This window comes from Stappia indica (genome assembly GCF_001696535.1).
GTDB classification, from domain to species: domain Bacteria; phylum Pseudomonadota; class Alphaproteobacteria; order Rhizobiales; family Stappiaceae; genus Stappia; species Stappia indica.
Map to the genome: position 1 here is coordinate 968,357 of NZ_MBQE01000001.1, position 14,206 is coordinate 982,562.

Consider the following 14,206-nt stretch of genomic DNA (forward strand, 5'->3'; position numbering starts at 1 on the left):
GGAAAAGGGCCGCACGATGGCGGCCCTTCCCTTCATTCGGTTCCTGAGAACGGAGCTTATTCGCCCGCGCCCGTCAGGTCTTCCAGCATGCCATCCGCCTGGTCGACCGTGGAAGACGCCTTGCGGGCTTCCAGGATCAGATCGTCGCGATGCTGCGCGATCTGGCGGATGCGGGTCATCATGCCGCCGGTGCCGGCCGGGATCAGACGGCCGACGATGACGTTCTCCTTCAGACCCTCCAGCTCGTCCTGCTTTCCGTTGACCGCCGCCTCGGTGAGGACGCGGGTGGTCTCCTGGAACGACGCGGCCGAGATGAACGACCGGGTCTGCAGGCTCGCCTTGGTGATGCCGAGCAGAACCGGCACGCCGGAGGCCGGCTTGCGCGCATCGTCGATGGCCCGCTCGTTGATCTCGTCGAGATCGAGGCGGTCGACATGCTCGCCGGACAGCAGTTCCGTATCGCCCGGATCGTTGATCTCGATCTTCTGCAGCATCTGGCGAACGATCACCTCGATGTGCTTGTCGTTGATCACCACGCCCTGCAGCCGGTAGACCTCCTGGATCTCGTTGACGAGGTAGGCGGCCAGCGCCTCCACGCCACGAATGGCCAGGATGTCGTGCGGTGCCGGGTTGCCGTCGAGGATGTACTCGCCCTTCTCGATGGTGTCGCCTTCCTGCAGATGGAAGTGCTTGCCCTTCGGAATGAGGTACTCGACCGGCTCCAGGCTCTCGTCATGCGGCTCGATGATGATGCGCCGCTTGTTCTTGTAGTCGCGCCCGAAGCGGATCGTACCGTCGATCTCCGCGATGATCGCGTGATCCTTGGGACGACGTGCCTCGAACAGCTCGGCCACACGCGGCAGACCACCGGTGATGTCCTTGGTACGGGCGCTTTCCAGCGGAATACGTGCAAGCACGTCGCCCGCCTGAACCTCGGCGCCGATCTGCACCGACAGGATCGCATCGACGGAAAGCAGGGACCGGGCGTCGCCGCCACGCGGCAGCTTCTTGATCGATCCGGTGGAGTCCTTGATCACGATCGCCGGCTTCAGGTCGTTGCCGCGCTGCGACGTCCGCCAGTCCATGACCACGCGCTTGGTGATGCCGGTCGCCTCGTCGGTGGTCTCCTGCACCGAGACACCCTCGACGAGGTCCTCGGAGTCCACCACGCCATCCACCTCGGAGAGGATCGGACGGGTGTAGGGATCCCACTCGGCGATACGCTGGCCGCGCTTGACGGTGTCGCCCTCGTCGACATGGAGCTTCGAGCCGTAGGCGATGCGATGCACCGCGCGCTCGTTGTCGTCCGCGTCGATGATGACGACGGCCATGTTGCGGGCCATCGCGACCAGGTTCCCGTCGGAGTCGCGAACCGCATTGCGGTTGCGGATCCGCACCGTGCCCTCGAAGTTGGACTCGATGAAGGACTGGTCCACCACCTGTGCCGTACCGCCGATGTGGAAGGTACGCATGGTCAGCTGGGTGCCCGGCTCGCCGATCGACTGCGCCGCAATGACGCCGACCGCCTCGCCCATGTTCACCGGCGTACCGCGGGCAAGGTCACGACCGTAGCAGGTCGCGCACACGCCGCGCTTGGTCTCGCAGGTCAGCACCGAGCGGATCTTGATCATCTGGACGTTGGCGGCTTCGATGAGCTCCACGTCCTTCTCTTCGATCAAGGTGCCGCGCGGGACGATGACCTCGCCGGTCGCATGGTTCAGCACGTCCTCGGCCGCCGTACGGCCCAGCACGCGATGTCCGAGCGAGGCGATGACCTGGCCGGCATCGACGATCGCCTGGATGGTGATGCCGTTCTCCGAACCGCAATCCGTCTCCAGGATGATCGAGTCCTGCGCCACGTCGACGAGACGACGGGTCAGGTAACCCGAGTTCGCCGTCTTCAGCGCGGTGTCGGCCAGACCCTTACGGGCACCGTGCGTGGAGTTGAAGTACTCCAGCACCGACAGGCCTTCCTTGAAGTTCGAGATGATCGGCGTCTCGATGATCTCGCCCGACGGCTTGGCCATGAGGCCGCGCATGCCGGCAAGCTGCTTCATCTGCGCGGGGCTGCCACGGGCACCGGAGTGGGACATCATGTAGATCGAGTTGATCTGCTTCTGACGCCCGGTCTCCTCGTCGCGCTGGACCGCCTGAATGCGCTTCATCATCTCATCGGCGACGCGGTCGGTGCACTTGGCCCAGGCGTCGACGACCTTGTTGTACTTCTCGCCCTGGGTGATCAGGCCGTCGTTGTACTGCTGCTCGTATTCCTTCACGAGGGTCGCGGTCTCATCGACCAGGCCGGCCTTCGTCTCCGGAATCACCATGTCGTCCTTGCCGAACGAGATGCCGGCACGGCAGGCATGGCTGAAGCCCAGACCCATGATGCGGTCGCAGAAGATCACGGTCTCCTTCTGGCCGCAGGCACGATACACCGCGTCGATCATGCGGCTGATGTCCTTCTTGGTCATCAGCTTGTTGCAGACGTCGTACGGCACTTCGTGATGCAGCGGCAGGAGCTCGCCGATCAGCATGCGGCCCGGCGTCGTCTCGACGATCCGGCTGGACGTGTTGCCCTCGGCGTCGATCGCGCGGACACGGCCGCGGATCTTGGCGTGCAGGGTCACGGACTTGGTCTCGAGCGCGTGATGCAGCTCGCCGATATTGCCGAACACCATGCCCTCGCCCGGCTCCCCGTCGGCAATCAGCGACAGGTAGTAGAGGCCGAGGACGATGTCCTGCGACGGCACGATGATCGGCGAACCGTTGGCCGGATGCAGGATGTTATTGGTCGACATCATCAGCGTGCGCGCTTCCAGCTGGGCTTCCAGCGAGAGCGGCACGTGGACGGCCATCTGGTCACCGTCGAAGTCGGCGTTGAACGCCGCGCAGACGAGCGGATGCAGCTGGATCGCCTTGCCTTCGATGAGCGTCGGCTCGAACGCCTGAATGCCGAGACGGTGCAGCGTCGGCGCGCGGTTCAGCAGCACCGGATGCTCGCGGATGACCTCGTCGAGGATATCCCAGACTTCCGGACGCTCCTTCTCCACCAGCTTCTTCGCCTGCTTCACCGTGGAGGAGAAGCCCTTGGCGTCGAGGCGGGAGTAGATGAACGGCTTGAACAGCTCCAGCGCCATCTTCTTCGGCAGGCCGCACTGATGCAGCTTCAGCTCCGGACCCACGGTGATCACCGAACGGCCGGAATAGTCGACACGCTTGCCGAGGAGGTTCTGACGGAAGCGGCCCTGCTTGCCCTTCAGCATGTCGGACAGCGACTTCAGCGGGCGCTTGTTGGCACCCGTGATGACGCGGCCGCGACGGCCGTTGTCGAACAGCGCATCAACCGACTCCTGAAGCATGCGCTTCTCGTTACGGATGATGATGTCCGGCGCGCGCAGTTCCATCAGGCGCCGCAGACGATTGTTGCGGTTGATGACGCGGCGATACAGGTCGTTCAGGTCCGAGGTCGCGAAGCGGCCGCCGTCCAGCGGCACCAGCGGACGCAGGTCCGGCGGAATGACCGGGACCACGGTGAGGATCATCCACTCCGGGCGGTTGCCGGAATCGATGAAGGCCTCGACCACCTTGAGACGCTTGGCCAGCTTCTTCGGCTTCAGCTCGGTCGTCGCCTCGGCGATCTCCTTGCGGATCTGGTCGCGCTCTTTCTCAAGGTCGAGCGACATCAGCATCTCGCGGATGGCTTCCGCGCCGATCATCGCCGTGAAGGCGTCCTCGCCATACTCGTCCTGGGCGCGCAGGAAGTCCTCTTCCGACAGAAGCTGGTTCTGCTTCAGCGGCGTCAGGCCCGGCTCAAGCACCACGTAGTACTCGAAGTACAGGACGCGCTCGAGATCCTTCAGCGTCATGTCCAGCAGAAGACCGATGCGCGAAGGCAGCGACTTCAGGAACCAGATATGCGCGACCGGAGCTGCAAGCTCGATATGACCCATGCGCTCGCGGCGAACGCGGGACAGGGTGACCTCGACGTTGCACTTCTCGCAGATGACGCCCTTGTACTTCATCCGCTTGTACTTGCCGCAAAGGCACTCGTAGTCCTTGATCGGACCGAACACGCGCGCGCAGAACAGGCCATCCCGCTCCGGCTTGAACGTGCGATAGTTGATCGTCTCCGGCTTTTTGATTTCGCCGTACGACCACGACATGATCTTCTCGGGGCTAGCGATCGAGATCTTGATGTGGTCGAAGGTCTGGGCGGGAGCCTGCTGGTTGAACAGGTTCATGACCTCATGATTCATGGGCTCTCTCCTCGAATGCGCGGAAGGGAAGCAGGGTCCATACCCTGCCTCCCGCCCCGGCAATGCGGCATCGTGTGTGTGCGGTGGTCGGCATCAGGCGGGGATTACTCCGCCGCGTCGACCGCCGGAACGCCCGGATCAGTGGGCAGCTGTACCTTGTCGTCCTTCAGCTCGACATTCAGTCCGAGCGAGCGCATTTCCTTCACGAGAACGTTGAAGCTCTCGGGAATGCCCGCCTCGAACGTGTCGTCGCCGCGCACGATCGCCTCGTAGACCTTGGTGCGGCCGGCCACGTCGTCCGACTTGACCGTCAGCATCTCCTGCAGGGTGTAGGCGGCACCGTACGCTTCCAGTGCCCACACCTCCATCTCGCCGAAGCGCTGGCCGCCGAACTGCGCCTTGCCACCCAGCGGCTGCTGGGTCACGAGCGAGTACGGGCCGATCGAACGGGCGTGGATCTTGTCGTCGACCAGGTGGTGGAGCTTCAACATGTAGATGTAGCCCACGGTCACCTGACGGTCGAACTCCTCGCCGGTACGACCATCATAGAGGGTCGACTGGCCGGATCCGTTGTAGCCCGCCTGCTCCAGCATGCTGACGATGTCCGGCTCGCGGGCACCATCGAACACCGGGGTCGCGATCGGAACGCCGGTCTTGAGCTGCTCGGCCAGGCGGATGACGGAGTCGTCATCGTAGTCCTTGACCGGCTCGCCCTTGAGGTTGTCGCCGAACACTTCGACGATCTCGCCCTTGAGCGCCTCGATCTTGCCCGACCGCTTGTACTCCTCGTACAGCTCGCCGATCTTCCGGCCCATGCCTGCGCAGGCCCAGCCCAGATGCGTCTCGAGGATCTGTCCGACGTTCATGCGGCTCGGCACGCCGAGCGGGTTCAGCACGATATCGACATGGTCGCCATTGGCCAGGAACGGCATATCCTCGATCGGGTTGATCTTGGACACCACGCCCTTGTTGCCGTGACGGCCGGCCATCTTGTCGCCCGGCTGGATCTTGCGCTTCACAGCGACGAAGACCTTGACCATCTTCATGACGCCCGGCGGCAGCTCGTCACCGCGCTGCAGCTTCTCCACCTTGTCGATGAAGCGCTGCTCGAGGCGCTTGCGGCTCTCGTCGTACTGACCGCGAAGTGCCTCGACCTCGCTCATCAGCTTCTCGTCCTCGACGGCGATCTGCCACCACTGCGAGCGCGGGAACTCGTTGAGGACGTCGCCGGTCACTTCGGCGTTCTTCTTGAAGTGCTTCGGGCCGGCAACGGCGGTCTTGCCCAGCAGCATCTCGGCCAGGCGGCCATAGACGTTGCGGTCCAGGATCGCCTGCTCGTCGTCGCGGTCCTTGGCCAGACGCTCGATTTCCTCGCGCTCGATCGCCATCGCGCGCTCGTCCTTCTCCACGCCATGGCGGTTGAAGACGCGCACTTCGACGACGGTACCGGTCACGCCCGGCGGCAGACGCAGCGACGTGTCGCGCACGTCGGAGGCCTTCTCGCCGAAGATGGCGCGCAGAAGCTTCTCTTCCGGCGTCATCGGGCTCTCGCCCTTCGGCGTGATCTTGCCGACCAGGATGTCGCCCGGCTTCAGCTCGGCGCCGATATAGACGATGCCGGCCTCATCGAGATTCTTCAGCGCCTCTTCCGAGACGTTGGGAATGTCGCGGGTGATTTCCTCCGGCCCGAGCTTCGTGTCACGCGCCATCACCTCGAATTCCTCGATGTGGATGGAGGTGAACACGTCGTCGCGCACGATCCGCTCGGAGAGCAGGATCGAGTCCTCGAAGTTGTAGCCGTTCCACGGCATGAACGCGACGCGCACGTTCCGGCCGAGAGCCAGGTCGCCCAGATCCGTGGACGGGCCGTCGGCGATGATGTCGCCCTTGCCGATCACGTCGCCCACACGCACCAGCGGACGCTGGTTGATGCAGGTGTTCTGGTTGGAGCGCTGGAACTTCATCAGCTGGTAGATGTCGACGCCGGACTTCGACGGATCGAGGTCCTCGGTCGCCCGGATGACGATACGGGTCGCATCCACCTGGTCGACGACGCCCGAGCGGCGCGCGGCGATCGCCGCACCCGAGTCGCGCGCCACCACCGGCTCCATGCCGGTGCCGACGAACGGAGCCTCGGCACGCACCAGCGGCACGGCCTGACGCATCATGTTCGAGCCCATCAGCGCGCGGTTGGCGTCGTCATTCTCCAGGAAGGGAATGAGCGAGGCGGCAACCGACACCAGCTGCTTCGGCGACACGTCCATGAACTCGACGCGCTCCGGCGGCAGAAGCATGTTCTCGCCAGCATGACGGCAGGTGATCAGGTCGGAGACGAACCGGCCGTTCTCGTCGATCTCGGCATTGGCCTGGGCGATGTGGTATTTCGCCTCTTCCATGGCCGAGAGGTAGACGGTCTCGGCCGTGACCTGACCGTCCTTCACCTTGCGGTACGGGCTCTCGATGAAGCCGTACTTGTTGATGCGGGCGAAGGTCGCGAGCGAGTTGATCAGACCGATGTTCGGGCCTTCCGGCGTCTCGATCGGGCAGATACGGCCGTAATGCGTCGGGTGCACGTCGCGCACCTCGAAGCCGGCACGCTCGCGCGTCAGGCCGCCAGGGCCAAGCGCCGAGAGGCGACGCTTGTGCGTGACCTCGGACAGCGGGTTGGTCTGGTCCATGAACTGCGACAGCTGCGAGGAACCGAAGAACTCGCGCACGGCGGCAGCCGCCGGCTTGGCGTTGATCAGGTCCTGCGGCATGACCGTGTCGATCTCGACCGACGACATGCGCTCCTTGATGGCGCGCTCCATGCGTAGCAGACCGACGCGGTACTGGTTCTCCATGAGCTCGCCGACCGAACGCACACGGCGGTTGCCGAGGTTGTCGATGTCGTCGATCTCGCCGCGACCGTCGCGCAGCTCGAGCAGCTCGCGGATCACCGCAAGGATGTCCTCCTTGCGCAGCGTGCGGACGGTGTCCTCGCACTGCAGGTCGAGGCGCATGTTCATCTTAACGCGGCCGACGGCCGACAGGTCGTAGCGCTCGGAATCGAAGAACAGCGAAGCGAACATCGCCTCGGCGGTCTCGACGGTGGGCGGCTCGCCCGGGCGCATGACGCGGTAGATGTCGAACAGCGCATCCTCGCGCGTCTCGTTCTTGTCGACCGAGAGCGTGTTGCGGATGTAGGCACCAGTGGTGACGTGGTCGATGTCGAGCACGGCGACTTCGTCGTAGCCGCGATCGACCAGCTCGCCGAGGATCTTCTCGTTGAGCTCGTCGCCGGCCTCGGCGTAGATCTCGCCCGTCGCCGGGTCGACCATGTCCTCGGCCAGGTACTGGCCGTACAGGTCCTCGTCCATCACCTTGAGGGCCTTGACGCCCTTGTCGGCCAGCTGGCGCACGGTGCGGGCGGTGATCTTGCGGCCGGCCTCGACCACGATCTCGCCGCTGTCGGCGTCGATCAGGTTGAAGGAGGCCTTGGTGCCCTTCAGGCGGTCGCCGTCGAACGCCACGCGCCAGGAGCCCGGCTCGTCGCGGGTGTACTCGATCCGCTTGTAGAACGTGTTGAGGATCTGCTCGCCGTCGAGGCCGAGGGCCTTCAGCAGCGAGGTGACCGGGATCTTGCGGCGACGGTCGATGCGCGCATGCACGATGTCCTTCGCGTCGAACTCGATGTCGAGCCACGACCCGCGATAGGGGATGATGCGAGCGGCGAACAGCAGCTTGCCCGAAGAGTGGGTCTTGCCCTTGTCGTGGTCGAAGAACACGCCCGGGCTGCGGTGCATCTGCGAAACGATGACGCGCTCGGTGCCGTTGACGACGAAGGTGCCGTTGTCCGTCATGAAGGGCATGTCGCCCATGTAGACGTCCTGCTCCTTGATGTCCTTGACGGACTTCGCGCCGGTGTCCTCGTCGACATCGAACACGATCAGGCGCAGGGTCACCTTCAGCGGGGCGGCGAAGGTCATGCCGCGCTGACGGCACTCCTCGACGTCATACTTCGGTGCCTCGAACTCGTAGGACACGAATTCCAGCAGGGCGGTGCCTGCGAAATCCGAGATCGGAAAGACGGAGCGGAAGACCGCCTCCAGTCCCTCGTCGCCCCGCCCGGCCTCGGGCTTGTCGACCTGAAGGAACTGGTCGTAGGACGCCTTCTGGACCTCGATGAGATTGGGCATCGCGGCGACTTCGCGGATCGATCCGTAGATCTTACGGACCCGCTTGCGACCGTTGAACGTGTGCGCCATTGTCGCTCCTCGTTTCGATCTGGTACGGCTCTCCGAAAAGCCGGTTCCGGCTCAACCGTCAGCGTGGCCCCCACGCATACGGCCCTTCGGACAGCCGCCCCTTCTTAGGGACTGATACCCCGGTCAGGATTTCCCGCCGGGGTTCGACAGACTTGAACTCCCGGCGCGAAAACGCGCCGGGAGTGTCCAGGCAAAAGCCTGATTACTTCAGCTCGACCTTGGCGCCGGCCTCTTCGAGCTTCTTCTTCAGCTCTTCGGCTTCGGCCTTGGCAACGGCTTCCTTGACGGTCTTCGGAGCGCCCTCGACCAGGTCCTTGGCCTCCTTCAGGCCCAGACCGGTGATCGCACGCACTTCCTTGATGACGTTGATCTTCTTGTCGCCGGCATCGGCCAGGACGACGTCGAACTCGGTCTTCTCTTCCTCGGCCGGAGCGGCAGCAGCGCCACCGGCAGCAGCAGCGACGGCGACCGGAGCAGCGGCGGACACGCCCCACTTCTCCTCGAGCATCTTCGAAAGCTCCGCAGCCTCCATGACGGTGAGCGCGGACAGTTCCTCAACGATCTTTTCGAGATCAGCCATTTTCGTAAGTCCCTATGGTTCGAACCGTGATCGGTCTCGACAGTGTGTATGTGGTCCGCCTTATGCGGCTTCGTCCTTCTTGGCATACGCGCCGAAGACGCGGGCGAGCTGCCCGGCCGGAGCGTTGACAACCTGGGCGATACGGGAAGCGGGGGTCTGGATCATGCCCACCAGCTTCGCGCGCAGCTCGTCGAGCGACGGCATCTCGGCAAGCGCCTTGACCCCGTCCGCATTCAGGTTGGTCGTGCCGAGCGCGCCACCGAGAACAACCAGGTTGTTCGAGGTCTTGGCGAAAGCAACCGTGGCCTTGGCGGCGGCAACCGGATCGTCCGAATAGGCGATGACGGTCGGGCCGGTAAACAGACCAGCGATGTGCTCGAGCTCGGTGCCTTGAAGGGCAAGCTTCACAAGACGGTTCTTGGCGACCTTGACCGAGCCTCCAGCGGCACGGACCTGCGACCGGAAGGCCGTCATTTCCGCAACCGAAAGGCCGGCGTAGTGCGCAACGACGACAACGCCGGTGTTATTCAACACCTCGTTGAACGACGCGACGAACTCTCGCTTCTCCGCTCTTTCCACTTGCCTACTCCATTTGGCGGCTTGCGCCGCCGGTTTGTCTCTGCCGCCCTCCGGCGGTGCCTTGCGGAACCACCGGTGGACAACACCGAGGATCCTGCCCCCTCGCGAGCCATGACAGCGCGGCAAGGACAAACGGTTCGAACCGGTACGGCCTGAGCCGCGAATTCGGTTCGCACCCGTCTATGCAGGCCCGTTGGGCTTAAGCGATCCGACAGAAGCCGGATCCACACCTGCAGTCTCGGACAGGACACCTGCCGTTTCCGGCAGGTGATCCGTCCGACGTTGCCGCCGGACGGAATTCGTGTTCGGCGGCGCGATCAACGCGCCGCCAGCCTGATCAAATCAGGCCGTGACCGTCGACGGGTCGACCTTCAGGCCCGGACCCATGGTCGAGCTGACGGCGACGCGCTTCAGGTAGGTACCCTTGGCGCCCGTCGGCTTGGCCTTGACCACGGCATCGACGATCGCCTTGATGTTCTCGCTCAGCTTGTCGGCCTCGAACGAGGTCTTGCCGACGCCGGCGTGAATGATACCGGCCTTCTCGACGCGGAACTGCACGGCGCCGCCCTTGGCATCGCGCACGGCCGAGGCAACGTCCGGGGTCACGGTACCGACCTTCGGGTTCGGCATCAGGCCGCGCGGGCCGAGCACCTTGCCGAGACGGCCGACGAGCGGCATCATGTCCGGCGTGGCGATGCAGCGATCAAAGTCGATCTTGCCGCTCTGAACCTCGTTCACCAGCTCCTCGGCGCCGACGATGTCCGCACCTGCAGCCTTGGCCTCATCGGCCTTGTCGCCGCGAGCGAAGACCGCAACGCGAACCGACTTGCCGGTGCCGTTCGGCAGCACGCAGACGCCGCGAACCATCTGGTCGGCGTGACGCGGGTCGACACCGAGGTTGATGGCGATCTCGACGGACTCGTCGAACTTCGCGGTGGCCCGCTCCTTGACCAGGGCCAGCGCCTCGTCGAGGCCATAGAGCTTGTTGCGGTCGATGCCCTCGCGGGCAGACTTGATGCGCTTTCCAACCTTCGCCATCGTCTTACTCCGTGACCTCGAGACCCATGGACCGCGCCGAGCCTTCGACCATCAGCATGGCCGCCTCGATGTCGTTCGCGTTCAGGTCCTTCATCTTCGCTTCCGCGATCTCGCGAACCTGGTCACGGGTGACCTTGCCGGCGAAGCCGCCCTTGCCCGGGGTCTTCGAACCCGACTTCAGGCCCGAAGCCTTCTTCAGGAAGAAGGAGACCGGAGCCGTCTTCACCATGAAGGTGAAGGAGCGGTCGGAGTAATAGGTGATCACGGTCGGGCACGGAGTGCCCTTCTCGATATCCTGGGTCTGCGCGTTGAATGCCTTGCAGAACTCCATGATGTTGAGGCCGCGCTGACCAAGCGCAGGACCGATCGGCGGCGACGGGGTCGCGGAGCCGGCCGGCACCTGCAGCTTGATGTAACCTTCGATTTTCTTCGCCATTCGTATCTCCAACTGGCGCTGCCGGATAACCGACGTCTTCAGATCAGGTGGTACAGCCGCAACGCCTCCGGCGAATGGAGCACGTCAGACCTCCCACCAGGGAGCGGGGAAAATCCCCGTCTTCCCGCCTTTCGGCGGATGCCGGCGACGGATCGCCGGCCCTGCCCGCCCGCCAAAGGTATCGGCGAACGCGGCAAACGGCCCGGGATGCCGAACGACAACCCCGGACCGTAAAAGAAACTCAGAGCTTCTCGACCTGACCGTATTCCAGCTCCACCGGGGTCGCACGACCGAAGATCGACACGGCGACCTTGAGGCGGGCCCGCTCGTCGTCCACTTCCTCGACGAGACCGGAGAAAGAGGCGAACGGACCGTCGGAGACGCGAACCTGCTCGCCGATCTCGAAGCTGATGGACGGCTTCGGGCGCTCCACGCCCTCCTGCACCTGGTGCAGGATCCGCATCGCCTCGGAATCCGAGATCGGAATCGGCTTCTGGTCAGCACCCAGGAACCCGGTGACCTTCGGCGTGTTCTTGATCAGGTGGAACGCCTCGTTGGTCATCTCCATCTTGACCAGAACGTAGCCCGGGAAGAACTTGCGCTCGGCGTCGACCTTGCGGCCACGCCGCACTTCCACGACCTTCTCCGTCGGAACGAGAATCTCTTCGAAGAGATCCTCAAGTCCCTGCTGCTGCGCTTTTTCCCGAATCGCGTCCGCCACCTTCTTCTCGAAATTCGAGTAGGCGTGGACGATATACCAACGCTTGGCCATAATCCCTCAAGCCGATTGTGTACCGGACTCCGCTCAGTTGCCGAGACCCAGGAGCAAGCCGATACCCTGACCCATCAGCCAGTCGGCGAGCAAAAAGAAGATGGCGGCGAGGAACACCATGATGAACACCATGACGGTGGTCACAGCGGTTTCCCTGCGCGTAGGCCACGTCACCTTCGACGTTTCCTTGCGAACTTCGTCGATGAACGTGAAAGGATTCGATTTCGCCATTCAACTGCCGGTCTTTTCACGACACACAGGCGCGCGGAATCATCCACGCGCCTTGGTCGAAAGCTCTAATTAAGGCCTAACGGCCCGTCGATCAAGAGCAAAGGTGGCAGGGGCGGAGGGACTCGAACCCCCGGCCCTCGGTTTTGGAGACCGATGCTCTACCAACTGAGCTACACCCCTAGACCTTTCGCGATCTGACTTAGATAACTTTCCCCGCCGCTTCAAGCGTGAAATGCACATTCCGGCAAATTATTCACATCCTTGCGCTTTTTCGCCTGGCCCAAAGGCGGCAAGCCGCGAGCGCAAAACGAAAAAGGGCGCCGCCCGGAGGCGACGCCCTTGAACCCGAGGCGGAACGGTTATCCGTTCCGCCTTGTTGGTTACTTGATGATGGAGGCGACGACGCCGGCGCCGACGGTACGGCCGCCCTCGCGGATAGCGAAGCGCAGACCCTCTTCCATCGCGATCGGCACGATCAGCTCGACCTCGACCGACACGTTGTCGCCCGGCATCACCATCTCCGTGCCTTCCGGCAGCGTCACCACGCCCGTCACGTCCGTCGTGCGGAAGTAGAACTGCGGGCGGTAGTTGGTGAAGAACGGAGTGTGGCGACCACCCTCTTCCTTCGTCAGGATGTAGGCCTCGGCCTTGAACTTCGTGTGCGGCGTCACCGAACCCGGCTTGCACAGCACCTGGCCACGCTCCACGTCCTCACGGCCGACGCCGCGGATCAGAGCGCCGATGTTGTCGCCGGCCTGGCCCTGGTCCAGAAGCTTGCGGAACATCTCGACGCCGGTCACCGTCGTCTTCTTGGTGTCGCGGATGCCGACGATCTCGACTTCCTCGCCGACCTTCACGATGCCGCGCTCGACGCGGCCGGTCACCACCGTGCCACGACCCGAGATCGAGAACACGTCCTCGATCGGCATCAGGAACGGCATGTCGACCGGACGCTCCGGCGTCGGGATGTAGTCGTCGACCGAAGCCATCAGCTCGCGGATCTTCGTCTCGCCGATCGCATCGTCACGACCCTCGAGGGCGGCAAGAGCCGAACCCGCAACGATCGGAATGTCGTCGCCCGGGAACTCGTAGGACGAAAGCAGCTCGCGCACTTCCATCTCGACCAGCTCGAGCAGCTCGGCGTCGTCGACCTGGTCGACCTTGTTCAGGAACACCACCAGAGCCGGCACACCGACCTGACGGGCCAGAAGGATGTGCTCGCGGGTCTGCGGCATCGGGCCGTCGGCCGCCGAGCACACCAGGATCGCGCCGTCCATCTGCGCCGCACCCGTGATCATGTTCTTCACGTAGTCGGCGTGGCCCGGGCAGTCCACGTGGGCGTAGTGGCGGTTCTCGGTCTCGTACTCGACGTGTGCCGTCGAGATCGTGATGCCGCGAGCCCGCTCCTCGGGAGCGGCGTCGATCTGGTCGTACGCCTTGAACTCACCGAAAAACTTCGTGATCGCCGCCGTCAGCGTCGTCTTGCCATGGTCGACGTGGCCGATCGTGCCAATGTTCACGTGCGGCTTCGTCCGCTCAAACTTTGCTTTCGCCATCGGCGTCGCTCTCTGTTAACTTGCGGTTAAGTCCATCATTTCGATCAAGACCCGACCGCCCCAGGGCGGTGGATGCTAAGCAGGGCATGCGCGTTTGTCGTAAAGCCTGGTCAGGAGCAGCAGAGTCACTCGAAAGTGGAGCGGGTGAAGGGAATCGAACCCTCGTCATCAGCTTGGAAGGCTGCTGCTCTACCATTGAGCTACACCCGCCGCCTGCCGCAAGGGGGGATGGTGGAGGAGGTTGGATTCGAACCAACGTAGGCCAAGCCAACGGATTTACAGTCCGTCCCCTTTAACCACTCGGGCACTCCTCCGTTTCACCGCCCTGTCGCCGAAGCGTCTTGGATGGCTTCACGAAAACGCCTCGCAAAACAATCGCGAGGCCGCTCCCGTGGCGCGTGTTATGTAGAACCGGCATGGGGGTGTCAACACCCATTTACAGCCTTTGGACACAAAAACGACCGCCTGTCCGGCAGCGGTTTCTCCTTGCCGGTGGATCACCTTGCGGATA

General features: G+C 63.7%; 9 protein-coding genes and 3 tRNA genes. All 12 read right to left on the reverse strand.

Features of this window, described 5'->3' with window-relative positions:
• Window positions 1–56: 56 nt before the first annotated feature.
• Window positions 57–4,256 (reverse strand): DNA-directed RNA polymerase subunit beta', encoded by a 4,200-nt coding sequence (rpoC, locus tag BBX35_RS04585; protein WP_067216535.1) that lies wholly within the window; start codon window positions 4,254–4,256, stop codon window positions 57–59.
• Window positions 4,257–4,360: 104 nt separating this feature from the next.
• Window positions 4,361–8,503 (reverse strand): DNA-directed RNA polymerase subunit beta, encoded by a 4,143-nt coding sequence (rpoB, locus tag BBX35_RS04590; protein WP_067216537.1) that lies wholly within the window; start codon window positions 8,501–8,503, stop codon window positions 4,361–4,363.
• Between the two features lie 202 nt (window positions 8,504–8,705).
• Window positions 8,706–9,083 carry a 50S ribosomal protein L7/L12 gene (rplL, locus tag BBX35_RS04595; RefSeq protein ID WP_067216539.1) on the reverse strand — a complete coding sequence of 126 codons (378 nt, stop codon included), beginning with the start codon at window positions 9,081–9,083 and terminating at the stop codon, window positions 8,706–8,708.
• A gap of 60 nt (window positions 9,084–9,143) precedes the next feature.
• Complete coding sequence (gene rplJ, locus BBX35_RS04600) at window positions 9,144–9,662, reverse strand: 50S ribosomal protein L10 (RefSeq protein ID WP_067216541.1); 519 nt, start codon at window positions 9,660–9,662, stop codon at window positions 9,144–9,146.
• Window positions 9,663–10,004: 342 nt separating this feature from the next.
• Window positions 10,005–10,700 (reverse strand): 50S ribosomal protein L1, encoded by a 696-nt coding sequence (gene rplA / locus BBX35_RS04605; RefSeq protein WP_067216544.1) that lies wholly within the window; start codon window positions 10,698–10,700, stop codon window positions 10,005–10,007.
• Window positions 10,701–10,704: 4 nt separating this feature from the next.
• Complete coding sequence (rplK, locus tag BBX35_RS04610) at window positions 10,705–11,136, reverse strand: 50S ribosomal protein L11 (RefSeq protein WP_067216546.1); 432 nt, start codon at window positions 11,134–11,136, stop codon at window positions 10,705–10,707.
• Window positions 11,137–11,377: 241 nt separating this feature from the next.
• Complete coding sequence (gene nusG / locus BBX35_RS04615) at window positions 11,378–11,908, reverse strand: transcription termination/antitermination protein NusG (RefSeq protein WP_067216548.1); 531 nt, start codon at window positions 11,906–11,908, stop codon at window positions 11,378–11,380.
• Between the two features lie 33 nt (window positions 11,909–11,941).
• Window positions 11,942–12,139 (reverse strand): preprotein translocase subunit SecE, encoded by a 198-nt coding sequence (gene secE, locus BBX35_RS04620; protein WP_067216551.1) that lies wholly within the window; start codon window positions 12,137–12,139, stop codon window positions 11,942–11,944.
• A gap of 104 nt (window positions 12,140–12,243) precedes the next feature.
• A tRNA-Trp gene (locus BBX35_RS04625) sits at window positions 12,244–12,319 on the reverse strand.
• A gap of 200 nt (window positions 12,320–12,519) precedes the next feature.
• Window positions 12,520–13,695, reverse strand: a complete 1,176-nt coding sequence (gene tuf / locus BBX35_RS04630; protein ID WP_067216525.1) for an elongation factor Tu — start codon at window positions 13,693–13,695, stop codon at window positions 12,520–12,522.
• 136 nt (window positions 13,696–13,831) lie between these two features.
• Window positions 13,832–13,905: transfer RNA gene (locus BBX35_RS04635), tRNA-Gly, on the reverse strand.
• A 19-nt stretch (window positions 13,906–13,924) separates the two neighbouring features.
• Window positions 13,925–14,009 (reverse strand) — tRNA-Tyr (locus BBX35_RS04640).
• Window positions 14,010–14,206 lie beyond the last annotated feature (197 nt).